The organism is Erwinia psychrophila (assembly GCF_039023475.1).
Classification (GTDB): Bacteria; Pseudomonadota; Gammaproteobacteria; order Enterobacterales; family Enterobacteriaceae; genus Erwinia.
This window is the reverse complement of record NZ_JBCHVB010000008.1, coordinates 120,328-144,166: the sequence shown is the minus strand read 5'-3', so window position 1 is coordinate 144,166 and position 23,839 is coordinate 120,328. Positions and strand designations below refer to the sequence as shown.

Here is a 23,839-nt window from a genome sequence, read left to right as displayed (position 1 = left end):
TGGAGATGACGTTTTACTGGTTTGCGCAGTCGGTTGGCGTGCTGGCTTTTCTGGTCGGCATCACGATGTTTTTCAACCGCAGCGACCGCCGCTTCAAGCAGCAGCTTTCCCTGTACAGTGCGATTATTGGCACGCATTTTCTGCTGATGGGCGCCGCGCCTGCCGGGATGAGCGCCTTGCTCAATTCCGTGCGTACGCTGGTTTCTCTGCGAACCCGCAGCCTGTGGGTGATGGTGATATTTATTTCGCTGACGTTAGTTTTCGGGTTGGTTAAGGCGAAGCACCTGATGGAGTTATTGCCCGTTGGCGCGACGGTCGTCAGTACCTGGGCGCTGTTTCGCACCAGCGGGCTGACAACGCGCTGCGTTATGTGGTGTTCCACCTGCTGCTGGGTGATTCATAACATCTGGTTAGGATCCATCGGCGGAACGTTGATTGAAAGCAGTTTCCTGATCGTGAACGGCATCAATATTATTCGCTTCCGCCGTCTGCAGCTGCGTGGAATCGATCCGTTCAGGGTGGAAAAAGAGGTCAAAACGAATGATGAAAGTCCGTCCCTACAGTAAACGCGTGACGGTCAGGACCAGGCGTTCTCAAACCAGCTTTCGAGGATAATCACCGCAGAAAGGGAATCCACGCTGCCCTTGGTAAGGGCGCGAAAGCCACCGCGCGCAAAGAGGTCGGCGCGCGCTTCAACGGTGCTCAGGCGCTCATCGTGCAGATCCACCTGCACGCCGAAGCGGCCATGAAGGCGGTTGGCAAACTTGCGGGCTCTGGCGGTCAGCGGCTGCTCGGTGCCGTCCATATTCAGCGGCAGTCCCACCACCACGCGATCGGGCTGCCACTCTTTCAGCAGCGCCTCAATTTTATTCCAGTCCGGAATACCATCCTGGGCCTTAATGGCATTCAGCGGGCGTGCGGTGCCGGTCAGCTGCTGGCCGATAGCCACGCCGATGCTTTTGGTGCCGAAGTCGAAGGCCAGTAGCGTCATCATCGTCATCAGGCGTGACCCGCGTCGCTGGTCAGTTTATGAATATCGACGCCGATACTCTTCGCCGCTTCACGCCAGCGTTCCGCAATCGGCGTCTGAAAAAGGATCAGGCTGTTTGCTGAGGTGGTCAGCCAGGCGTTTTCCAGCAGTTCGTTCTCAAGCTGGCCTTTTTCCCAGGCGCAGTAGCCTAAGGCGACCAGCACATTTTCAGGCTGTTCGGGCGTGCCTAACGTCTCCAGCACGTCGCGGGAGGTGGTGATCACCGTGTTATCAGAGACGCGAATGCTGGAAGCAAACAGGCTCTGGGCCGAATGCAGAATAAATCCACGATCTTCAGCCAGCGGACCGCCTGCAAACACGGGTTTATCGAGTTTGCTGTCAGGTTCACGCGGCGTGGGCATGATTTTAAGCTTCTGCAGGATGCCGTCGACGGTAAGGTTTTCCATCGGCTTATTGACGATAATGCCCATGGCACCCTCGTCATTATGCTCACAGATGTAAACAACCGAGCGCTTAAAGAGCGGATCCTGAAGGCCGGGCATCGCAATCAAAAAATGATGCTGTAAATTCATTATCAAGGTTCTGTCTTCGGGTTAACCGCTCAGGGCCTGCGCCTTGAACGGTGTTAACGGTTGAGTACGGGGCCGTTGACCCCGTTCAGGCTATCGGGCCAGGCGTTTCTCAATAGCGTCCATCAGCATACCAGTAATGGAGATTGGGAATGCGGCCTCGATCTCACGTATGCAGGTTGGACTGGTAACGTTAATCTCAGTCAGCTTGTCGCCAATAATATCCAGACCGACAAAAATCAGCCCTTTCGCTTTCAGCGCGGGGCCGACGCGGCGGGCAATTTCCCAGTCGCTGTCGGAGAGTGGGCGGGCTTCACCACGGCCACCTGCGGCCAGGTTGCCACGCGTTTCGCCCGATTTAGGGATGCGCGCCAGGCAGTAAGGCACCGGCTCGCCATCCACAACCAGCACGCGCTTGTCGCCTTCTTTGATGGCGGGCAGATAGTTTTGCGCCATGCAGTAGAAGTTGCCATGCTCGGTCAGCGTTTCAATGATGACCGAAAGGTTAGGATCTTCCTTCTTTACGCGGAAAATTGACGCGCCGCCCATGCCGTCGAGCGGCTTGAGGATGATGTCGCCATGCTCCTGCCAGAATTCACGTACCTGGCTGGCACTACGTGTGACCAGCGTATCTGGCGTCAGTTCCGCAAACCAGGCGGTATAGAGTTTTTCATTACAGTCGCGCAGGCTCTGCGGCTTATTGACGATCAGCGTACCTTTCTCCTCTGCGCGTTCCAGAATGTAGGTCGCGTAGATAAATTCGGTATCGAAAGGCGGATCTTTACGCATCAGCACCACGTTCAGGTCCGCCAGGGCGATATCCTGCTCGCTGCCGAACTCAAACCACTTATCGTAGTTTTGCTCAACGCTCAGCGTACGGGTCTGCGCCCGCGCTTCACCGCCGCGCAGATAGAGATCTTTCATCTCCATGTAGTGGATTTCATAACCACGGCGCTGAGCTTCCAGTAGCATGGCGAAACTGCTGTCTTTTTTAATATTGATGGAGGTAATCGGGTCCATCACAATGCCAAGCTTAATCATTTTTATTTCTCCAGTGAGCTTTCTTACTAGCTATCTTGAACGCAGGCCGTTTGTTCAGCCCAAATCGCCAAACCGGACCTGAAGAGCGGTCATTGCGGTAAGGGCCGTGGTCTCCGTGCGCAACACGCGCGGGCCAAGAAGAATATCGGTAAAGTCATAGCGTGCCGTCATGCCGATTTCATCCGCTGAAAGGCCGCCTTCCGGGCCAATCAGCAGGCGCACGCGGCTGACGGGCAGCGGCAGCGTATTAATGCTCTGGCTGGCGCGGGGATGCAGGTTCAGCTTCAGTCCCGCTTCCGGCTCCGCGCACCAGGCCTCCAGCGTCATCGGCGCCCGCACTACGGGCACGGCGTTTCTGCCGCACTGCTCGCAGGCGGAAACCACGATTTTCTGCCACTGCTGGATCTTTTTCGCCAGCCTTTCTGCGTCCAGCTTTACGCCACAGCGCTCAGAAAACAAGGGGGTGATCGTATTTACACCCAGTTCAACGGCTTTCTGGATGGTGAACTCCATCTTCTCGCCGCGCGACATCACCTGGCCTAAATGCAGATGAAGCGGGGATTCCCGGCTCTCTTCGCGGCTTTCGCCCACCGAAACGCGGACGCTTTTTTTATCAGCCTGCACGATTGTGGCGGTAAAAGTCAGATTACTGCCATCGAAGAGTTCTAGGGCCTGTCCCGGGGCCATTCTCAGCACGCGACCGACGTGATTTGCCGCGTCGTCGGAAAGGGAAATCTCACTGCCCTGGGTTAAGGTTTCGGGGTGAAAGATGCGGGGTATACGCATGGAAATCCTGCTTAAAGTTACAGGCCGCGCAGCGGCACGGCCCAGAAGATGAGCACTAGTTTAGGTCAGCGATTTTACCGCTGGCAAGCTTGCTGTATATAGGGGTTATGATTTCCCTGCACGCGGGCGATGCGGGCGTCACGTTCACATTCCCACACCGACACCGGGTACTGTTTATTCCAGACCGTCATCAGCTGCGTTTGCTGCTTCGACATTGAGAGCTTATAGCGATCCCGCATGTAGAACCAGGTTCGTGCGATAACGCCTCTGGCGCGGGCAGGGGGCTCTGCCATTCGGTTTTTAAAGTCGACCTTCATTTCGCACTGGCCATACTGGCCTTCGCCGCCCTTCCACTGGCTGTACATAAAGTTGCCACGGTCGCCGTTCACTTCGCCGATGGAAGGCTGCAAGTTATGTAAATCGGTTTCCATATGGCGATACACGGGATCTTTGGCGCACTGCTTCCTGCCGCCGTTCTGCCAGCACTGGCGCTGGTGGCCAAAGCTCCAGGCCGGAACGATGTGCTCCCACTCAATCCGGCTGGCGCGGTTCGCGTTTTTACGGACCTGATAACCACACGACGCGAGGTCCGGGACGCCTTTTTTACCTTTCCAGTGAATAGTACAGCCGCAGTAAATTGTACCGGGCGCGTCCGCATTTATCTGCGCGGCATAGGATTTAGCCTGGCCGAAGCTGTTCTGATGATAGTTATCCAGGCTGAGGCCGTGTGCGTAAAAGACGGGAACGAGCAGGGAAAGGCTGAGGCAGCCGGTAATTTTGCGAAGCATAATCCAGAATATCGGTGATAAAAACGAGGCGGCGAGAGTAACAGAAGCTGTCAGTTTTCGGAAATGCGTGCGGCTGAAATGGCGCTAAATTCCCTGTTATTGCGCTATTAAACCGCTTTTTCAGACAAGGCGTAGACGCCCGGCTGTAAAAGCTCCCCGCAGGAGACGCAGCGGTATTCACTTTCTCCGCGCAGGATCCGGTTGTGGCGGCGCACGGTAAGCTGATGCTGCTGACAGCGGCAGCGATAGGGGAAAGTGCGGCTGCGCACCGAGGCGATCGCAAACTGGTGCGTCCGGCGCGCCGGAACGCCCAGCACGCTCTCCATCATCCACTTCCACTCTTTGCCGTGTGGTGCCACCCGGCCAAAGTGCTTCCAGACCAGCAGATGAGCGAGTTCATGGGGCACAACCTCATTAATAAATGCCTCCTGATTCTCCATCAGCAGTACAGGATTGAGGCGGATTTCCCAGTTTTGCAGCCACGCGGTGCCCGCCGCCGTGCCGCGCTGTTGGTACAGCAGTGCAGGTTCCGGATAGTGGCGCTCCAGCCGCTGGTTAGCCAGCTGTAATTTTTCGCGCAGCGCGCGCATCACGGCTTGCTGAACGGCAATGGGAAGTCTGAGGGGTTTCATGACGCAGAGGATACGATGGGAAAGCAGGGATAGCAATGAGGCTGGCCGGGTTTCCCCGGCCAGATTAACTTAGTCGCGATGACCGATGTCACGCAGCTTTTTGCCGCCTAACAGGTTGCGCTCAATGTGCTCCAGAGAAACGTTTTTGGTTTCCGGGATCAGCATGATTGTCAGCAGGATAAAGACCACGTTCAGGCCAGCGTAGACCCAGAAGGTGTTCGCGTTACCCAGCGTGTTCAGCATGGTCAGGAAGGTTGCCCCAACGATCATGTTGGCAATCCAGTTGGTCGCGGTGGAGACGGTAATACCGAAATCGCGGCCTTTCAGCGGCTGAATTTCAGAACAGAGTACCCAAATCAGCGGACCGGCGCTCATGGCAAAACCGATGATGAACATCAGCAGCATAGCGACCGCAAAGTACTGCGCACTCTCTGAATGGATGCCCACATGCAGCATGGTACCAAGGATGCCCATACCGGCCGCCATCACCATAAAGCCCAGGATCAGCGTAGGCTTACGGCCCCAGCGGTCAACCAGGCCGATAGCGATAAAGGTCGCCAGTACGTTGATCAGGCCAACGATAACGGTGCCCCACATCTGCTCGGTGGTGTTGGTGAAGCCTGCAATTTCAAAAATCTTCGGCGCGTAATACATGATGACGTTCATGCCGGTAAACTGCTGCATTACCTGCAAAAGTACGCCCAGATAAACCGCACGACGGAAGTTGCTGTTGTCCTTAAACAGGCTCCAGCCGGACTGCTTGATCTTCAGGCTTTCGCGGATTTCGTCCAGCTCACGCTTCGCCTGCTCGCTGGTGTCACGCAGACGATCCAGCACGCGCTGTGCGCTGCGGAAATCACCACGCGCTGCCAGCCAGCGTGGGCTGTTCGGCAGGAAGCAGACGCCGACCAGAAGCAGAAGGGCGGGGATGGTGATGATCCCTAACATCCAGCGCCATTCGCCGGTGTAGCTGAATGCGGTATCGGAGAGATAGGCACCCAGGATACCGATGGTGATCATCAGCTGGTAGAGTGAAATCATACTGCCGCGGATCTTCTCCGGAGCGATCTCGGAGAGATAAAGCGGTGCGGTGTAGGAAGCGACACCCACGGCCAGACCCAGCAGCACGCGTGCCACAATCAGCATTTCCGGGTTAGGTGCCATCGCTGACCAGAGCGATCCAATAACGAAGAGGATAGCGCCGATCATCAGGCTCTTTTTACGGCCCAGGCGTGAAGACATCCAGCCGCTGCCAACGGCACCGACGGCGGCACCAAACATCATCGAGCTGACAATCCACTCCTGCTGATGCGCGGTGACGTTGAATTCATCAGCGATAAAGGGCAGTGCGCCTGCGATGACGCCAATGTCCAGACCGAACAGCAGACCCGCAAGTGCTGCAAGAAAACAGACAAAAAAGGTCATCGCCTTGTTCGATGTTCTGCTCTGCTTTTTATTTTCAGGCATACAGCCTCCATGTAAGTAGTACTTCATATTGTTGTTATAAATGTTAGAAAACCTTCGCGCGCGTAACTGTGCGTCAGATCACACTGGTGTAATCGGTTACACTTCAGATCTGTCGGGAAAACCGGTGGATCATACGCGCTTACGCTTTATAACCAGTTAGACACAGCATTAAACAGTTTCTCTTAATTCCCTGGTTGCCCTCTATCGGACAGCGCTGAAAATAGCGCATTCCGGTAGCGGTTGTCAGTCCTGTAAATTCTTAATTATAAGAAAAATAATATGTTTCCGACTGTAACCGGTAACATAGCTGGCGGACTGAGCAGAAAAAGTGTAGCGAACGTTCGTCAGTCCGCCAGTCAGCAGACAGCAAAAAGGGCACCCTTGGGTGCCCTCAGTTCTGCAAGCTGACGGTTATTTCAGGCCAGCAGCATCCCGCAGCAGCGCGGCTTTGTCGGTTTTTTCCCATGGGAAATGTTCACGACCAAAGTGACCATAAGCCGCCGTTTCGCGGTAGATAGGGTGCAGCAGATCCAGCATCTGGATCAGGCCATATGGACGCAGGTCGAAGAACTCGCGCACCAGCAGCGTCAGCTGCTCGGTAGAGATTTTCTCGGTACCGAAGGTTTCGACCATGATGGAGGTAGGTTCAGCCACGCCAATCGCGTAGGAAACCTGAATCTCACAGCGGTCAGCCAGGCCAGCCGCAACGATATTTTTTGCCACGTAGCGGGCAGCATAGGCTGCTGAACGGTCCACTTTAGAAGGATCTTTACCGGAGAAGGCGCCGCCGCCGTGACGGGCCATGCCGCCGTAGGTATCAACGATAATTTTACGGCCGGTCAGACCACAGTCGCCCATCGGTCCGCCAATGACAAAGCGTCCGGTTGGGTTGATGTGATACTTGGTATTCTCGTTGATCCACTCAGCAGGCAGCACCGGCTTGATGATCGTTTCCATCACCGCTTCCTGCAGATCTTTCTGGGAGATCTCTTCAGAATGCTGCGTTGAAAGCACCACGGCATCAATCCCGACGATTTTGCCATCGTCATACTGGAAGGTGATCTGGCTTTTGGCATCCGGACGCAGCCACGGCAGCGTGCCGTTTTTGCGCACTTCTGACTGACGCTGAACCAGACGGTGCGCGTAGGTCACCGGCGCAGGCATCAGTACGTCAGTTTCATTGGTGGCATAGCCAAACATCAGACCCTGATCGCCGGCACCCTGCTCCAGCGGATCGGCACGGTCAACGCCCTGATTAATATCCGGTGACTGTTTGCCGATCGCGTTCAGGACCGCGCAGGAGTTGGCATCAAAGCCCATATCAGAATGAACATAACCGATTTCACGCACGGTGCTGCGGGTGATCTCTTCGATATCAACCCATGCAGAGGTGGTAATTTCGCCACCCACCAGCACCATGCCGGTTTTCACATAGGTTTCGCAGGCGACGCGCGCTTTCGGATCCTGCTCAAGAATGGCATCGAGCACGGCATCAGAAATCTGGTCGGCGATCTTATCGGGATGTCCTTCTGATACGGACTCGGATGTAAAAAGGTGTTTGGCCATTTAATTCTTTACCTTACTAAAACGGGTTGAAATCGACTGCATAGCGCTGAAGACGGGGCACCAGCTTGCACGATCGGCATCTGGATTATTCTCAGCGCTCCCTCAGGCAAAGCCATGAGCAGTATAGTTATGCGAAGACGCTTAGAAGTTAACCAGTATAGATGGATTAACATCTGGACGGCTATTTTAGGTTACTCATTGAGCGGATTGCCAGCGTTTTTTCGCGAAAGCGCCTTTCTTGTCGCGTGCCAGGTGGCAAATTTTCCTGACAGGTTACGCATTTCGCACAATTTGATTTTGCATTTCCTGCGCTGTGGCTGTATAAAACGCCGCTGCTTTAAACCCTGCTCAACCGGTTTAGCGGCAGGCGCGTCAGCGGTGATGATTTCATCCTGACCTTTCACCCTCAGCATATTTGGTTTTCCACGCGCCATCTGGTGTGTGTGGAGGTGATAACAGTAATGATCACAGGCGTTTTTAAATCCGATCAATTACGCTGCTCTGGCGTGCCACGTTCCCCTTCTTATGACTACTATGCCCGTGCGCTTTATCCGTATGCCGGCGCTCTGAGCCATCATTCTGACATTCGCCCAGGCTAATCTCTCGCCATCGCCGTCATCTGTTTCTCTCAGGCTTTCCTGAGGGAGCGTATCACTGGTCGTCTGACCCGTTACCGGAGTCCGCTACGTGTTTACTGTTATACTTCAGGTACTGATTGAGGCGGTAACTCAGCGTTTTATGCTGGCTTTCCCGCTGTCCGATGGGTTGTTGTTGCGGGGTTTCCCTGCGATAGTAGTTAACTATTCCGCATTATTGAAATTTGAGGCTCGCGATGTCTGACGACATGAAGACTATTAAGGGTTCGTCAGCAGGCGAACAGGGTGTACTCCGTTCAATGCAGGAGGTGGCCATGAGCGATCAAGATGCCAGCAAAATGCTGCGCACCTACAATATTGCCTGGTGGGGTAATAACTATTATGACGTCAATGAGCTGGGCCATATCAGCGTCTGTCCCGATCCGGACGTGCCGGAAGCCCGTGTCGATCTGGCCAAACTGGTCAAAGAGCGCGAGGCCGACGGTCAGCGACTGCCTGCTCTGTTCTGTTTCCCTCAGATTCTGCAACACCGCCTGCGTTCAATTAACGCGGCGTTTAAACGCGCGCGTGAATCCTACGGCTACCGCGGCGACTATTTCCTGGTTTATCCGATCAAGGTTAACCAGCACAAACGCGTCATTGAATCCCTGATCAATTCAGGTGAGCCGCTGGGCCTGGAAGCGGGCTCTAAAGCCGAGCTGATGGCCGTGCTGGCGCATGCCGGGATGACCCGGTCAGTTATCGTCTGTAACGGCTACAAAGATCGTGAGTACATTCGCCTGGCGCTGATCGGCGAGAAGATGGGCCATAAGGTCTATCTGGTGCTTGAAAAAATGACCGAAGTGAAGCTGGTGCTGGAAGAAGCGGAGCGCCTGAACGTCGTGCCGCGCCTGGGCATCCGCGCCCGCCTGGCGTCTCAGGGCTCCGGTAAATGGCAGTCGAGCGGCGGTGAAAAATCCAAATTCGGCCTTTCTGCCACTCAGGTCCTGAAGCTGGTGGACATCATGCGTGAAGCGGGGCGGCTCGAAAGCCTGCAGCTGCTGCACTTCCACCTCGGCTCTCAGATGGCCAATATCCGCGACATCGCTACCGGCGTGCGTGAGTCGGCCCGCTTTTATGTGGAGCTGGCGAAGCTTGGCGTCAACATTGAATGCTTTGACGTCGGCGGCGGCCTGGGCGTGGACTATGAAGGGACGCGCTCGCAGTCTGACTGCTCGGTAAACTACGGCCTGAACGAATATGCCAATAACGTGATCTGGGCCATCGGCGACGCCTGTGAGGAGCATAATCTGCCTCACCCGACCGTTATTACGGAATCGGGCCGGGCGGTGACGGCGCATCATACCGTGCTGGTTTCTAATATTATCGGCGTCGAGCGTAACGAGTTTAGCGAACCTCAGGCCCCGGAAGCCGACGCTCCGCGTCCGGTGCTCAGCCTGTGGGATACCTGGCAGGAGATGCACGAGCCAAGTAATCGCCGCTCGCTGCGCGAATGGCTGCACGACAGCCAGATGGATCTGTTCGACATCCATACCGGCTATTCGCAGGGGATCTACGATCTGACTCAGCGCGCCTGGGCCGAGCAGCTCTATCTCAGCATCTGTCACTATATCCAGATGCACCTTGATCCGAGCAACCGCGCGCACCGTCCGATTATTGATGAGTTACAGGAGCGGATGGCGGATAAGATTTACGTTAACTTCTCGCTGTTCCAGTCGATGCCGGATGCCTGGGGCATCGATCAGCTGTTCCCGGTTCTGCCGCTGGAAGGACTGAATAAATCGCCGGAGCGCCGTGCGGTGCTGCTGGATATCACCTGTGACTCCGACGGTACTATCGACCATTACGTTGATGGTGACGGTATCGCCACTACCATGCCGATGCCGCATTATGATGTCGATAATCCACCGATGCTGGGCTTCTTTATGGTGGGCGCCTATCAGGAAATCCTGGGCAATATGCATAACCTGTTTGGCGATACCGAAGCGGTTGACGTCTTCGCCTTCCCTGACGGCAGCGTGGAAGTGCAGCTGTCCGATGAAGGGGATACGGTGGCGGATATGCTGGAGTATGTGCAGCTGGATCCGCAGGAGCTGCTGACCCACTTCCGCAATCAGATCAAAGAGAGCGATCTGGATGAGGATCTGCGTGCACAGTTCCTGGAAGAATTTGAGTCTGGTCTCTATGGCTATACCTATCTTGAAGATGAGTAAGTAAAGCCGGCGGGCGGAACCTTTTTTCAGCGGTTCTGCCCGTTTTACTCTGGAGGCTTCAGCGTCCCGCCAGACGGCTTCTCTTCCGTTCGCATAACGTTCTTTTGAGCCTGCATTTCAGCATGGAGAAAAGGAGCGGAAGCTTGCGAAGCAGAGCGTTAGCAGCGATAATTTAGCCTCTGCGTCAGCAGGAATAAATCCCTTTCCCGTCGGGCTTAACGACGTGAAAGGGATTTTTTTCATCTACTCAGGCAACTGGCTCTGCGCTTTTCCGGCACCTGTCTACAGAGGACTTTCTATGAATAACACCCTGGGCAATCAGTACGATAACTCACTGGTCTCTAACGCCTTCGGTTTTATGCGTTTCCCGGTTAACTTCCAGCCGTATGATTGCGATGCGGAGTGGGTCATTACCGGCGTTCCGTTTGACGCCGCGACCTCCGGCCGGCCGGGCAGCCGCCTTGGCCCGGGCGCGATCCGCCAGATCTCCACCAACCTGGCCTGGGAAGGCTGCCGCTGGCCGTGGAATTTCGATCTGCGTCAGCGCCTGAAGGTTGTTGACTGTGGCGATCTCGTTTACGCCTTCGGCGACTCGCAGGATCTGACCGACAAGCTTCAGGCTCATGCGGAAAAGCTGCTGGCGAACGGGAAGCGTATGCTGACGTTCGGCGGTGACCATTATGTTACGCTGCCGCTGCTGCGCGCCCATGCAAAATACTTTGGTAAAATGGCGCTGGTGCACTTTGACGCGCATACCGACACTTACTCAAACGGGCCTACCTTCGATCACGGAACCATGTTCCACCATGCGCCAAAGGAAGGGTTAATCGATCCGACCCGATCCGTACAGATTGGCATCCGCACCGAGTTTGACGCTTCGCTGGGCTTTAACGTGCTGGACGCGGCGCAGGTAAACGATCGCTCCGTCGATGATATCATCGCTCAGGTGAAGCAGATTGTGGGTGATATGCCTATCTATCTGACATTTGATATCGACTGTCTGGATCCGGCTCACGCGCCGGGCACGGGAACGCCGGTGATCGGTGGCCTAACTACCGATAAAGCGACCAGGCTTGTTCGTGCACTTCAGGGGCTGAATATCGTGGGAATGGATCTGGTTGAGGTTGCGCCGGGGTACGATCAGTCCGATCTGACCTCGCTTGCCGCTGCCACGCTGGCGCTGGACATGCTGCATGTGCAGGCCGTGAATAAAGGCGAGTAATCTAATGTCCGTAAGGATGTTATGCGGAACAAAGGACGGCTGACCGCCCTTTCAGACTGCTGACAAAGGTAAAGCTCGGGGAACAGGGACTGGGAGTAAAGCGTCCCGCGCCATGGACGGCGCGGGCCGGGCTATCAGGGACGATGCTTTTTGCGTCTTTACGAGCAGGCCTTGTTCCCGGAGCCGGCACGTTATCAAAAACCTCAAAGGGCGGCTGACCGCCCTTTTTCAATGGCTTTACTTCCCGGCAGCGATGCGATCTTTAATATGCTGCGCGCGCGATTCGGAAGAGGGGTGTGAATCAAACATGCTGCTCTGATGGCTGCCTTCCAGCTGCGCCAGCTTTTCAAAGCTGGTGACCAGCCCCTGCGGATTAATGTCACGCTTTTTCATCAGGTCGAACGAGTAATCGTCCGCCTGAGATTCCTGCGCCTGAGAGAACTGGGCGTTCACCAGTTTTTCCCCCATATCCGCCAGCTGTGACTGCGACAGCGAGGCTGCAATGCCGCCGACTGAGCCGACTGCCGTACGCGCCGCCGTGGTGCCATAGGCGACCTGCATCGCTTTGCGGGTGTGGCCCAGCGCAACGTGGCCCATCTCATGACCCAGTACGCCTTCCACTTCATTGTCCGTCATGATGTCCATCAGGCCGCTGTAGACGCGGATACAGCCGTTAGCCATCGCCCAGGCGTTGACGTCTTTGGTCACATAGACCTTGTAATTGGCGGGCGTGCCGTTGATGTTATCGCCCAGCGCTTTGGCAATTTTATCCAGGCGCTGAGCGTAGACGCTGTTTGCCGGCGCGATCTGCGCTTCACTGTCCATCTGGGCACAGGATTTGACGCTCAGCTCTTTGACCTGTTCGTCGCTGAGCGTGGCGGCCTGATAAGCCTGAGCGCCGGACTGCATCAGCGCATCGGTATTAAGGTTTGCGCAGCCGGAGAGCGTGGCGGTCAGGGTGAGCGCGATAAGTGAAGCAGAGAGTTTCATGTATTTCAGCCGTAAAGTAATAAGGAAATAAAAACAATAGTCTGTCTGAAGGCAGAAAAGAATCGTTGCTGAGTAAAAGGGCGTTATAACCCGTACTGGCGCTTATACATAGTGGCTAAAGCCGCAAAGCGCAAGTTTGGACCGGGTTTTTTGCATATTATGCCATGTACACAGGCAGTGACTTTCATGTACATTGAGGGTCGACTTTTATCACTTTGCCTGCTAACTCCTTGATTAAACAAGTTATGAGCGGCGAAGCGTTTAATCCGACCTGGAGTAAAACATGTCTTCTCGTAAAGAGCTAGCGAACGCCATTCGCGCATTGAGTATGGATGCGGTACAGAAAGCCAATTCCGGCCACCCCGGCGCCCCGATGGGCATGGCGGATATCGCCGAAGTGCTGTGGCGTGATTTTCTGAACCATAACCCGGCCAACCCAGGCTGGGCTGACCGCGATCGCTTCGTGCTGTCCAACGGTCACGGTTCAATGCTGATCTACAGCCTGCTGCACCTCAGCGGCTACGATCTGCCGATTGAAGAGCTGGCTAACTTCCGTCAGCTGCACTCAAAAACGCCAGGTCACCCTGAATATGGCTATACCGCCGGCGTTGAAACCACAACCGGCCCGCTGGGGCAGGGTGTTGCTAACGCCGTCGGTATGGCGATCGCCGAGCGTACGCTGGCGGCGCAGTTCAACCGGCCGGGGCACGAGATCGTTGACCACAGCACCTATGTGTTTATGGGCGACGGCTGCATGATGGAAGGCATTTCCCATGAAGTTTGCTCACTGGCGGGAACGCTGAAGCTGGGCAAGCTGGTGGCTTTCTATGATGACAACGGCATCTCCATTGATGGTCATATCGAAGGCTGGTTTACCGACGATACGGCAAAACGCTTTGAATCTTATAACTGGCATGTCATCCGTGGCATTGATGGTCACGATGCGGAAGCGATTAAGAAAGCGGTAGAAGAAGCGAAAGCCGTGACCGATAAGCCTTCCCTGCTGATGTGCAAAACGGTGATCGGCTTCGGTTCGCCAAACAAAGCGGGTACGCATGATTCGCACGGCGCACCGCTGGGCGGCGATGAGATCGCGCTGACCCGCAAGCAGCTGGGCTGGGAACACGAACCTTTCGTGATCCCTTCCAGCATCTACGCGCAGTGGGATGCGAAAGAGATGGGTCAGGCTAAAGAGTCTGCCTGGAATGAGAAATTTGCCGCCTATGCGCAGGCGTTCCCGGCGCTGGCGGAAGAGTTTACCCGTCGTACTAAGGGTGAGCTGCCGGCCAACTGGCAGAGCGAGTCTCAGAAATATATCGAGCAGCTGCAGGCTAACCCCGCCAAAATCGCCAGTCGTAAAGCTTCTCAGAACGCGCTGGACGCTTTTGGTAAGCTGCTGCCGGAATATCTGGGCGGCTCAGCCGACCTGGCGCCGAGCAACCTGACCATGTGGTCTGGCTCAAAGCCAATCAATGAAGACGCGGCCGGTAACTACATCCATTATGGCGTGCGCGAGTTTGGTATGACCGCTATCGCAAACGGCATTACGCTGCACGGCGGCTTCCTGCCTTATACTGCGACGTTCCTGATGTTCGTGGAATACGCGCGCAACGCTGCCCGTATGGCAGCGCTGATGAAAATCCGTCAGGTGATGGTTTATACCCACGACTCAATTGGTCTGGGTGAAGATGGCCCTACTCACCAGCCGGTTGAGCAGATGGCGAGCCTGCGCGTAACGCCAAACATGAGCCTGTGGCGTCCCTGTGACCAGGTTGAGTCGGCGGTGGCGTGGAAATATGCCGTTGAGCGTCACGACGGTCCGACTGCGCTGATCTTCTCACGTCAGAACCTGGCGCAGCAGGATCGTAACGCTGAGCAGCTGGCAAACGTAGCTCGTGGTGCTTATATCCTGAAAGATTGTGACGGTCAGCCGGAAGTGATCCTGATCGCCACCGGTTCTGAAGTTGAACTGGCGGTAGGCGCTTACGAGCAGCTCTCTGCGGAAGGGCGTAAGGTTCGGGTGGTATCCATGCCCTCTACCGATGCGTTCGATAAGCAGGATGAAGCCTATCGTGAAGCAGTACTGCCGAAGGCGGTCAGCGCACGCGTGGCCATTGAAGCCGGCATCGCCGACTACTGGTACAAATATACCGGTCTGAACGGCGCCGTTGTGGGCATGACCACCTTTGGTGAATCTGCCCCGGCCGACCAGCTGTTCAAAATGTTCGGTTTCACCGTCGAGAACGTTGTCGCTAAAGCGAAATCGCTGCTGTAATCCTCTCCTGCGATCCGCATCGCCCCTCAGCCGTAGCTTCACGGCCTGAGGGGCGATATTTTTTCCGATTCTGTGATACAGATCCAAAGATTGCTGCGGCAATTGATCCCCGTCATTCCTATTATTCCTCCCATCTATTATTCTGGCTGAAGCGTTTCAGTCTGCGCTGTAAGCGGATGACACGCTGTCTGAATGCTGTTTCAGCAGGTCAAGAATTGCCTGTACAAACCTGCCCGGCTGGCTCAGGCTAAAGGCTCGGTTTAACACTCAATTCTGATGCAGGAGTGATATGACGGTTCGCATTGCCATAAATGGTTTTGGTCGCATAGGACGCAACGTGCTGCGGGCGCTGTATGAAACCGGACGCCGCGCTGAGATCACGGTGGTCGCCATCAACGAGCTGGCGGACGCAGCGGGCATGGCGCATCTGCTGAAATATGACACCAGCCATGGCCGCTTCGCCTGGGAAGTCCGGCAGGAGCGCGATCTGCTGTGGGTGGGCGAAGATACCCTTCGTCTTCTGCATCGTGCCGATATCAGCGATCTGCCGTGGCAGGCGCTGGACGTGGATGTGGTGCTGGACTGTACCGGCGTTTACGGCAGCCGGGCCGATGGTGAGGCGCACCTGGCGGCGGGCGCGAAGAAGGTGCTTTTCTCGCATCCCGGCGGTCACGATCTGGATGCGACAGTCGTCTATGGCGTCAATGAGAAAGCGCTGCGTCCTGAAGATCGCCTCGTATCTAACGCTTCCTGCACCACCAACTGTATTATTCCGGTGATAAAATTGCTGGATGATGCGTTTGGTATTGAGTCAGGAACGGTCACTACGATCCACTCCGCGATGCACGATCAGCAGGTTATTGATGCCTATCATCCTGACCTGCGGCGCACCCGCGCAGCCAGTCAGTCGATCATTCCGGTGGATACCCGGCTCGCCGCCGGCATTACCCGTATTTTTCCGAAATTTCATGACCGCTTTGAAGCGATTGCCGTCCGTGTGCCCACAATTAACGTGACCGCAATTGATTTGAGCGTCAGCGTACGCGATGCGGTCAGCGCCCGTGAAGTTAACACGCTGTTGCAAAACGCGTCGGAAGGGGCATTTAGTGGTATAGTTGACTATACGGAATTACCGTTAGTCTCCATAGATTTTAACCACGATCCGCACAGTGCCATTGTGGACGGCACGCAGACGCGGGTCAGCGGTCAGCACCTGATCAAAACGCTGGTCTGGTGTGACAACGAATGGGGCTTTGCTAACCGGATGCTCGATACCACGTTAGCGATGGCCGCAAGCGGTTTCAGCCAGGGCGCGGATTGCGCCTTTAAAATTTAGAGAATCAACGAGAGGATTCACCATGTCTGTAATTAAGATGACCGATCTGGATCTTGCTGGTAAGCGTGTACTTATTCGTTCCGATCTGAACGTGCCGGTAAAAGAAGGGAAAGTGACGTCTGATGCACGTATTCGTGCTTCATTGCCGACCATCGAAGCGGCGCTGAAGCAGGGCGCTAAAGTGATGGTAACCTCCCACCTTGGTCGTCCAACCGAAGGTGAATATAACGAAGAGTTCTCTCTTCTGCCGGTGGTTAACTACCTGAAAGAAAAACTCTCTTCTCCGGTTCGCCTGGCAAAAGACTATCTGGACGGCGTGGACGTTGCAGAAGGTGAGCTGGTGGTGCTGGAAAACGTCCGCTTTAACAAAGGCGAAAAGAAAGACGACGAAGCGCTCTCTAAAAAATATGCCGCGCTCTGCGACATCTATGTGATGGACGCTTTCGGTACGGCTCACCGCGCCCAGGCTTCCACCCATGGCGTTGGTAAGTTCGCGCCGGTTGCCTGCGCGGGTCCGCTGCTGGCTGAAGAACTGGACGCGCTGGGCAAAGCCCTGCTGCACCCGGCCCGTCCGATGGTGGCCGTGGTTGGCGGTTCCAAAGTTTCTACCAAATTCGACGTGCTGAACTCGCTGGTGAAAATCGCGGATACGGTGATTGTGGGTGGCGGTATTGCCAACACCTTCGTGGCTATCGATAACAACGTCGGCAAATCACTGTATGAGCCTGACTTTGTGGATGCGGCGAAAAAACTGCGTGACGAGTTCAAAATCCCGGTGCCTACCGACTCCCGCGTAGGTACAGAATTCTCTGAAACTGCCCCTTCCACCGTGAAGAAAGTCAGCGAAGTCAACGATGATGAAGAGATCATGGACTTTGGCGATGAAACCGCAGAAGCGATGGCTAAGATCTTGAAAGAAGCCAAGACTATCCTGTGGAACGGCCCGGTTGGCGTGTTTGAATTCCCGAACTTCCGTAAAGGCACTGAAATCATCGCGAAAGCGATTGCCGACAGCGACGCATTCTCTATCGCCGGCGGTGGTGATACGCTGGCAGCCATCGATCTGTTCGGTATCGAAGATCAGATTTCTTATATCTCTACCGGCGGCGGCGCCTTCCTGGAGTTTGTGGAAGGTAAAAAACTGCCAGCCGTTGCGATGCTTGAAGCGCGCGCAAAACAGTAATCTCTGCGGCGGGGGCGCATCTCCCGCCGGAATTTCCAGCCTGATCTACAGGCACCGAATTTCTTAATCCGGCCGACGAAACAGGACAAAAAGCATGTCTAAAATTTTTGATTTCGTAAAACCAGGCGTTGTCACCGGTGACGACGTACAGAAAATTTTCCAGGTAGCGAAAGAGAACAAATTCGCACTGCCAGCGGTAAACTGCGTGGGGTCTGACTCCATCAATGCCGTGCTGGAAACCGCGGCTAAAGTCAAAGCGCCGGTCATCATTCAGTTCTCCAACGGCGGCGCTGCGTTCATCGCAGGCAAAGGCCTGAAGTCCGACAAGCCACAGGCTGCGGCGATTCTGGGCGCGATCTCTGGCGCGCATCACGTCCATCAGATGGCCGAGCATTACGGTGTTCCGGTTATTCTGCACACCGACCACTGTGCTAAAAAACTGCTGCCCTGGATTGATGGCCTGCTGGATGCGGGTGAAGCTCACTTTGAGAAAACCGGTAAGCCGCTGTTCTCTTCACACATGATCGACCTGTCTGAAGAGTCACTGGAAGAAAACATCGAGATTTGCAGCAAGTATCTGGCGCGTATGGCTAAGATCGACATGACGCTGGAAATCGAGCTGGGCTGCACCGGCGGTGAAGAAGATGGCGTGGATAACAGCCACATGGACGCTTCTGCTCTCTACACGCAGCCGGAAGACGTTGATTACGCTTACACCAAACTGAACGAAATCAGCCCTCGCTTCACCATCGCAGCCTCCTTCGGTAACGTGCACGGCGTGTACAAGCCAGGCAACGTTAAGCTGACCCCAACCATCCTGCGTGATTCTCAGGACTATGTGAGCAAGAAACACAACCTGCCACATAACTCTCTGGATTTCGTTTTCCACGGCGGTTCCGGTTCATCAGCGGCTGAGATTGAAGAATCAATCGGCTACGGCGTGATCAAAATGAACATCGATACCGATACCCAGTGGGCAACCTGGGACGGTATTCTGCAGTACTACAAAAAGAACGAAGGCTATCTGCAGGCCCAGCTGGGTAACCCGGAAGGGGCTGATAAGCCGAACAAGAAATATTACGATCCGCGCGTCTGGCTGCGTTCAGCCCAGACCTCAATGATCGTTCGTCTTGAGCAGGCGTTCAAAGAACTGAACGCGGTCGACGTGCTGTAATTTTAAACAGCATGCGTTAAAAAGCCCCGAAAGGGGCTTTTTTTATGGCCTTTACCCCGGAAAAAACAGGACTTCCTCAGCAAATTTGGCAGGCGCTGCCTTTTTTAGTTACTCTTTCATGCTGGGCGTCAGTTCTGGCTGGCCGCAAGATGATATCCCGCTGGGAACAACAACAGGAAAACCAAATGGAAGATTTGAACGTGATTGACGGCATCAACAGCGCCGGCAGCTGGCTGGTGCAGCATCAGGCGCTGCTGCTGAGTTACTCAGTCAATATCATTGCCGCAATTGTCATTCTCGTGGTGGGGATGATCCTTTCCCGCATTATCTCTGGCATGCTGAATAAAGTGCTTATTTCGCGTCGCCTGGACGCAACGGTAGCCGGCTTTCTTTCCACGCTGGTGCGTTATGGGCTTATCGCCTTCACGCTGATTGCCGCGCTGGGCAGAGTGGGCGTACAAACCGCCTCTGTAATTGCCATACTGGGTGCCGCAGGTCTGGCTATCGGTCTGGCGCTGAAAGATTCGCTGGCAAACCTGGCCGCCGGGGTACTGCTGGTGACCTTCCGTCCTTTCCGCACCGGAGAATTTATTGATATCGGCGTAATGGGGACCGTACAGCACGTTCAACTCTTCTCAACCACGCTGAAGACGGCTGACGGTAAAACCGTCGTGGTGCCAAACGGTAAAGTCATTGCTGGGAATATTGTTAACTTCTCCCGTGAGCCGGTGCGCCGTAACGAGTTTATTATTGGCGTCTCCTACGATGCGGATGTGGATCAGGTCCTCACGCTGCTGCGTGAGGTTGTTGATGCTGAACCGCGCGTCTTGCAGGATATGGGCGTGCAGATTGGCCTGAACGAGATGGGGCCATCTTCGCTCAATTTCGTAGTGCGCTGCTGGAGCAACGCCGGCGAGCTGATCAACGTTTACTGGGATTTGATGAAAGCGTTCAAGCGCGCGCTGGATGCCAACAAAATCGGTATTCCTTATCCGCAGATGGATGTTCACCTGCATCAGGTGAATCAGCCTGAAGCGTTACAGGCACCGGCAGAAACCAGCCTGACTAAATCCGAATAATCATTTGAAGGAGAGCGAACTGCGGTTCGCTCTTTTTTTGGCATTCTTGATAAGAGCAGCTAATAACGTATTAGATTATTCCATTTCCGCTAATGCCATCGCCCCGATAAACTCCCGTTAAATTACTCACCTGAGGCTGACTTCATGCTGTCTGTTTTCTTCCAGGGGATGGCGCTGGGCGCTGCGCTGATCCTGCCGCTGGGGCCACAAAACGCGTTTGTGATGAATCAGGGCATTCGCCGTCAATATCATTTAATGACCGCCGGGCTCTGTACGCTGAGCGATATTGTGCTGATCTGCGCTGGCGTCTTTGGTGGCAGCGCACTGCTGACCCAGTCGGCCCTGCTGCTGAACCTGGTGACCTGGGGCGGAGTGGCGTTCCTGCTATGGTATGGCTGGGGCGCTATCCGTACGGCCCTGAGCGGCAATATCGATCTTGTGCGCGCGGATATCCAGAAGCAGAGCCGCTGGCGTATCATCGCCACCATGATGGCCGTCACCTGGCTGAATCCCCATGTCTATCTTGATACGTTCGTGGTGCTGGGCAGTCTTGGCGGCCAGCTGCCTGCTGCCGCGCGGACCTGGTTTGCGCTCGGTTCCGCGATCGCTTCCCTGCTGTGGTTTTTCAGCCTCGCGCTGATGGCCTCCTGGCTGGCGCCCCGCCTTAGTACGACAAGGGCGCAGCGCATCATCAACGCGCTGGTTGGCATGGTGATGTGGGTTATCGCCCTGAAGCTTGCTATCCAGGGCATGGCCTGGTTTTAACGCCTGCCCGGCGGGTTGAAACGCAGGAAGACCGCCTGTACTCCTCAGCCTTTTTAGCACGCTGACTGTCGCTGTAACCGTAGCATGTGCTCTTTTTTTGCGGTAAAAGTAGTCCGTTCCGGCGTTAAAACGCGTCCGACGGCGAACTTTTTTCTGAATAAAAAATCTGAACATCATCTTTAGTGCATTATAAACTGCTGCGTTATGCAGAATGCGACGAATCATTTCCCCTCAAGGAGGAATACTGTGAGATTAAAAGCCCTGGTTTTAGCCGGATTGATGTCGACCACCGCGCTTTCGGTCACCGCCGTGGCCGGTGAAGTACCTAACGGACCGCACGTCGTTACTTCAGGTCAGTCGAGCGTAGATGCCACGCCGGATATTGCCACACTCTCCATTGAAGTAAGCGTTTCCTCAAAAGATGCTTCCGAGGCGAAAAAGCAGACTGACGCACGCGTTGCGCAGTACTTCGACTTTCTGCAAAAAAACAATATTGAGAAAAAGGATATCGACGCAGCCAATCTGCGGACTCAGCCGGAATATGATTACCTGAAAGATGGTAAATCCGTGCTGAAAGGATATCGCGCCGTACGTCAGGTTCAGGTCACGCTGCGTCAGCTGGATAAGCTGAACGAGCTGCTGGACGGTGCGCTGAAGTCAGGACTCAATGAGATCCGCTCCGTTGAGCTTGGCGTGGCCCATCCAGAGCAGTACCGTGACAAGGCGCGTCAGGCGGCGATAGAGGACGCTACCCGCCAGGCAGGACAGCTGGCGAAAGGCTTTAATGCGACGCTCGGTCCGGTATACAGCATCCGCTATCACGTGGCTAACTATCAGCCAATGCCGATGGCGCGGATGTACAAAGCCGCCGACGCGGCACCGATGACCTCGGCAGCCCAGACCTATGAGCAGCAGAGCATTCATTTCGACGACCAGGTTGACGTGGTATTTGAGCTTCAGCGCGGTCAGTAAAGGAAGTGGGCAAGCGCTGCCCATGGCGATAAATACCAGGCCGTCCCTTAGCGGGGCGGCCTTTTTCTATTCGCTCTGGCGCAGCACGCGGTGTCCATGAGCAAGCAAGGCATCGGTGACTTTACGCATCAGGCGGCTTTCCGGCGCAAAGCGGTGCCAGTAAAGCATCCTGCGCTGGAACAGGCCGGGCGTCAGATCGATCAGTTCCCCCTCCGCCAGCTCACGTTCAATCTGTAAATGGGGGATCATGCAGCAGGTTGTCCCCTGCCGGGCCAGCTGCACAAAAGCCTCCGAAGAGTTGACGATATGACAGGGCACGCTTCCCGGCGAGAGGTCAAAGTTCTGCTGTAGAAAGGCCTGATGCATATCATCAAGATGATCAAAGGCGACCGCGGGCGCTTTCAGCAGGGCCGAACGCGTCACGCCGTTCGGGAAATAACGGGCCGCAAAATCTTTCGAGCCGACAAACAGGTAATCCAGCGCGCCCAGCCGATCGACGAGGCAGCTTGGCAGCGGCTGAGGCTGAATACTCACCGCGCCAACCACTTCGCCGCGCCGCAGCCTCTCCTGAGTGCGGCTTTCATCCTCAACCTGCAAATTAAGACGTACCGGCGAGTCGGTCAGCACCGTTTTTAGCGCCGGAAGCAGCCAGGTCGCCAGACTGTCGGCGTTGACCGCCAGCGAGAGCAGCAGCGGGGTGGTGCCGCTGTTCTCATCGCCCAGCCACTCCTCTTCAAGCAGTTCAACCTGATGCAGCAGCGCCAGCAGCTTCTGTCCCTGTTCGGTCGGGCGGGGCGGCACGGTTCGCACCAGCAGCGGCTGCCCGAACATATTCTCCAGCTGCTTGATGCGCTGGGAAACGGCGGACTGCGTGATGCAAAGTTTCTGCGCGGCCCGTTCAAAGCCGCGTTCGCGAATCACCGCATCCAGCGCCTGAAGCGTTCGATAATCCGGGCGTTTCATTATTCCTTTCGCTCTCATTCAGGTGTGGATAGAGCACTATGCCATATTTTTGACACTTTGCCCTGTGCAACGGCGACTTTATCCGGCAGCCGCTTTGTGGGCCGCTTTGCAAAGTGACAGGAAATGCGCGGGCAGGGCGGATTTTTTCGCCGGGGTTGTTTTATACTAGGCGCACACAATGGCAGCAGGGATTGTAAACGCATATGACGCAGGAAGAACTGAAAAAGGCCGTGGGCTGGGCCGCGCTGGATTACGTTAAGCCCGGCACTATCGTTGGCGTAGGCACCGGCTCGACCGCCGCCCATTTTATCGATGCGCTGGGCTCGATCAGGCATCAGATTGATGGCGCGGTCTCCAGCTCGGAAGCCTCTACCCAGAAGCTGAAAGGCCTGGGTATTCAGGTTTTTGATCTGAATGAAGTCGACTCACTGTCAATCTACGTGGATGGCGCCGATGAGATAAACGGCTTTATGCAGATGATCAAAGGCGGCGGCGCGGCGCTGACGCGGGAGAAGGTGATTGCGGCCGTCGCAGAGACATTTATCTGCATCGCCGATGAGTCGAAGCAGGTGGACGTGCTTGGCCGTTTCCCGCTGCCGGTGGAGGTGATCCCGATGGCGCGCAGCTACGTTGCCCGCGAACTGGTGAAGCTGGGCGGCCTGCCGGAGTATCGTCAGAACGTGGTGACAGATAACGGCAACATTATCCTTGATGTGCATAACCTGCGCATTCTGGATGCCGTGGCGCTGGAGAAAGCGATCAACGCGCTGGCAGGCGTGGTTACCGTCGGCCTGTTTGCCAACCGCGGGGCGGACGTGGCGCTGATAGGCAGCGCTTCCGGCGTCAGGACGATTAATAAATGATCTGACCCGCGCTGCTGGCGTCAGTTAATTTATGATAAAAAACATCTTTTCTTCACCTCCTGAAATTTGGTGACTTATGTCACATAACTGTAGCCTTCAGGGGGATTCTGCTGGAGATAGGGTTGCAGCCGTGATTATGTGTCAGGTTAGCGCCCGCTTCGCTTCCGCCGTGCTGACCGGCGGGCAATCGTTTGTATTGCCGACGCCGTAAATTTTGATATTTTGACAGAAGGCTAACTTATCGCCGGGAACGGACGCCGCAGCAATGTGCCGGTCTGAGCCGCCACGGGGCAGTAATAACGCCCCTGGCTCAGGATTGTCGCAGGTCAGGCGACCATCTCCGTAAAAGGCAAGATTAGCCACTTCTG

Annotated in this window: 23 protein-coding genes; 12 read left to right on the top strand and 11 right to left on the bottom strand. The window is 55.4% G+C overall.

Features of this window, described 5'->3' with window-relative positions; genetic code table 11:
• Window positions 1-5 precede the first annotated feature (5 nt).
• The gene (locus AAH446_RS17550) at window positions 6-566 is read left to right on the top strand and encodes a YgjV family protein (protein ID WP_342907962.1); all 561 of its coding nucleotides are present in this window, start codon (window positions 6-8) and stop codon (window positions 564-566) included.
• A gap of 11 nt (window positions 567-577) precedes the next feature.
• Here the strand turns inward: AAH446_RS17550 and ruvX are convergent, their stop codons facing one another.
• The 8 genes from ruvX to metK form a co-directional block, all read right to left on the bottom strand.
• Window positions 578-1,000 carry a Holliday junction resolvase RuvX gene (gene ruvX / locus AAH446_RS17545; RefSeq protein WP_342907961.1) on the bottom strand — a complete coding sequence of 141 codons (423 nt, stop codon included), beginning with the start codon at window positions 998-1,000 and terminating at the stop codon, window positions 578-580.
• Window positions 1,000-1,563: a YqgE/AlgH family protein gene (locus tag AAH446_RS17540; RefSeq protein WP_342907960.1), complete on the bottom strand. Its 564-nt coding sequence runs from the start codon at window positions 1,561-1,563 to the stop codon at window positions 1,000-1,002. Before AAH446_RS17540 ends, ruvX begins: the two co-directional genes overlap by 1 nt.
• Window positions 1,564-1,653: 90 nt before the next feature.
• Window positions 1,654-2,601, bottom strand: a complete 948-nt coding sequence (gene gshB / locus AAH446_RS17535; RefSeq protein ID WP_342907959.1) for a glutathione synthase — start codon at window positions 2,599-2,601, stop codon at window positions 1,654-1,656.
• 54 nt (window positions 2,602-2,655) lie between these two features.
• Window positions 2,656-3,387: a 16S rRNA (uracil(1498)-N(3))-methyltransferase gene (gene rsmE / locus AAH446_RS17530; RefSeq protein WP_342907958.1), complete on the bottom strand. Its 732-nt coding sequence runs from the start codon at window positions 3,385-3,387 to the stop codon at window positions 2,656-2,658.
• 74 nt (window positions 3,388-3,461) lie between these two features.
• The gene (endA, locus tag AAH446_RS17525) at window positions 3,462-4,175 is read right to left on the bottom strand and encodes a deoxyribonuclease I (RefSeq protein ID WP_342907957.1); all 714 of its coding nucleotides are present in this window, start codon (window positions 4,173-4,175) and stop codon (window positions 3,462-3,464) included.
• Window positions 4,176-4,282: 107 nt separating this feature from the next.
• Window positions 4,283-4,807, bottom strand: coding sequence for a SprT family zinc-dependent metalloprotease (locus AAH446_RS17520; protein WP_342907956.1), 525 nt, complete (start codon window positions 4,805-4,807; stop codon window positions 4,283-4,285).
• A gap of 69 nt (window positions 4,808-4,876) precedes the next feature.
• The gene (locus AAH446_RS17515) at window positions 4,877-6,274 is read right to left on the bottom strand and encodes a sugar porter family MFS transporter (RefSeq protein ID WP_342907955.1); all 1,398 of its coding nucleotides are present in this window, start codon (window positions 6,272-6,274) and stop codon (window positions 4,877-4,879) included.
• A gap of 411 nt (window positions 6,275-6,685) precedes the next feature.
• On the bottom strand, window positions 6,686-7,840 hold the full coding sequence (gene metK, locus AAH446_RS17510) for a methionine adenosyltransferase (protein WP_342907954.1): 1,155 nt from the start codon (window positions 7,838-7,840) through the stop codon (window positions 6,686-6,688).
• Between the two features lie 687 nt (window positions 7,841-8,527).
• Here metK and AAH446_RS17505 point away from each other — a divergent pair.
• From AAH446_RS17505 to speB, 3 genes are all read left to right on the top strand, one after another.
• Window positions 8,528-8,680 carry a hypothetical protein gene (locus tag AAH446_RS17505; RefSeq protein WP_342907953.1) on the top strand — a complete coding sequence of 51 codons (153 nt, stop codon included), beginning with the start codon at window positions 8,528-8,530 and terminating at the stop codon, window positions 8,678-8,680.
• Window positions 8,673-10,649, top strand: coding sequence for a biosynthetic arginine decarboxylase (speA, locus tag AAH446_RS17500; protein WP_342907952.1), 1,977 nt, complete (start codon window positions 8,673-8,675; stop codon window positions 10,647-10,649). Before AAH446_RS17505 ends, speA begins: the two co-directional genes overlap by 8 nt.
• A 298-nt stretch (window positions 10,650-10,947) precedes the next feature.
• Window positions 10,948-11,871, top strand: a complete 924-nt coding sequence (gene speB / locus AAH446_RS17495) for an agmatinase (protein WP_342907951.1) — start codon at window positions 10,948-10,950, stop codon at window positions 11,869-11,871.
• A 237-nt stretch (window positions 11,872-12,108) separates the two neighbouring features.
• Here the strand turns inward: speB and loiP are convergent, their stop codons facing one another.
• Window positions 12,109-12,861: a metalloprotease LoiP gene (gene loiP / locus AAH446_RS17490; RefSeq protein WP_342907950.1), complete on the bottom strand. Its 753-nt coding sequence runs from the start codon at window positions 12,859-12,861 to the stop codon at window positions 12,109-12,111.
• Window positions 12,862-13,144: 283 nt separating this feature from the next.
• Here loiP and tkt point away from each other — a divergent pair, with 283 nt between their 5' ends.
• The 7 genes from tkt to AAH446_RS17455 all read left to right on the top strand — a co-directional run bounded on the left by tkt (window position 13,145) and on the right by AAH446_RS17455 (window position 21,645).
• Window positions 13,145-15,136 carry a transketolase gene (gene tkt / locus AAH446_RS17485; protein WP_342907949.1) on the top strand — a complete coding sequence of 664 codons (1,992 nt, stop codon included), beginning with the start codon at window positions 13,145-13,147 and terminating at the stop codon, window positions 15,134-15,136.
• A 289-nt stretch (window positions 15,137-15,425) separates the two neighbouring features.
• Window positions 15,426-16,472 carry an erythrose-4-phosphate dehydrogenase gene (gene epd / locus AAH446_RS17480; RefSeq protein ID WP_342907948.1) on the top strand — a complete coding sequence of 349 codons (1,047 nt, stop codon included), beginning with the start codon at window positions 15,426-15,428 and terminating at the stop codon, window positions 16,470-16,472.
• A 22-nt stretch (window positions 16,473-16,494) separates the two neighbouring features.
• Window positions 16,495-17,655, top strand: coding sequence for a phosphoglycerate kinase (pgk, locus tag AAH446_RS17475; protein ID WP_342907947.1), 1,161 nt, complete (start codon window positions 16,495-16,497; stop codon window positions 17,653-17,655).
• Between the two features lie 94 nt (window positions 17,656-17,749).
• Window positions 17,750-18,829 (top strand): class II fructose-bisphosphate aldolase, encoded by a 1,080-nt coding sequence (gene fbaA / locus AAH446_RS17470; protein WP_342907946.1) that lies wholly within the window; start codon window positions 17,750-17,752, stop codon window positions 18,827-18,829.
• 185 nt (window positions 18,830-19,014) lie between these two features.
• The gene (gene mscS, locus AAH446_RS17465) at window positions 19,015-19,908 is read left to right on the top strand and encodes a small-conductance mechanosensitive channel MscS (RefSeq protein ID WP_342907945.1); all 894 of its coding nucleotides are present in this window, start codon (window positions 19,015-19,017) and stop codon (window positions 19,906-19,908) included.
• Between the two features lie 144 nt (window positions 19,909-20,052).
• Window positions 20,053-20,673, top strand: coding sequence for an arginine exporter ArgO (gene argO, locus AAH446_RS17460; RefSeq protein WP_342907944.1), 621 nt, complete (start codon window positions 20,053-20,055; stop codon window positions 20,671-20,673).
• Between the two features lie 204 nt (window positions 20,674-20,877).
• On the top strand, window positions 20,878-21,645 hold the full coding sequence (locus tag AAH446_RS17455; RefSeq protein WP_463322830.1) for an oxidative stress defense protein: 768 nt from the start codon (window positions 20,878-20,880) through the stop codon (window positions 21,643-21,645).
• Between the two features lie 66 nt (window positions 21,646-21,711).
• Here AAH446_RS17455 and AAH446_RS17450 read toward each other — a convergent pair whose 3' ends face one another.
• Entirely contained in the window at window positions 21,712-22,608 is an 897-nt protein-coding gene (locus tag AAH446_RS17450; RefSeq protein ID WP_342907942.1) for a LysR family transcriptional regulator ArgP, read from the bottom strand.
• 203 nt (window positions 22,609-22,811) lie between these two features.
• Here AAH446_RS17450 and rpiA point away from each other — a divergent pair, with 203 nt between their 5' ends.
• Window positions 22,812-23,471, top strand: coding sequence for a ribose-5-phosphate isomerase RpiA (gene rpiA, locus AAH446_RS17445; RefSeq protein WP_342907941.1), 660 nt, complete (start codon window positions 22,812-22,814; stop codon window positions 23,469-23,471).
• Window positions 23,472-23,612: 141 nt separating this feature from the next.
• On the opposite strand, the gene AAH446_RS17440 is transcribed toward rpiA, so the two are convergent.
• Complete coding sequence (locus AAH446_RS17440; RefSeq protein WP_342907940.1) at window positions 23,613-23,834, bottom strand: hypothetical protein; 222 nt, start codon at window positions 23,832-23,834, stop codon at window positions 23,613-23,615.
• Window positions 23,835-23,839 lie beyond the last annotated feature (5 nt).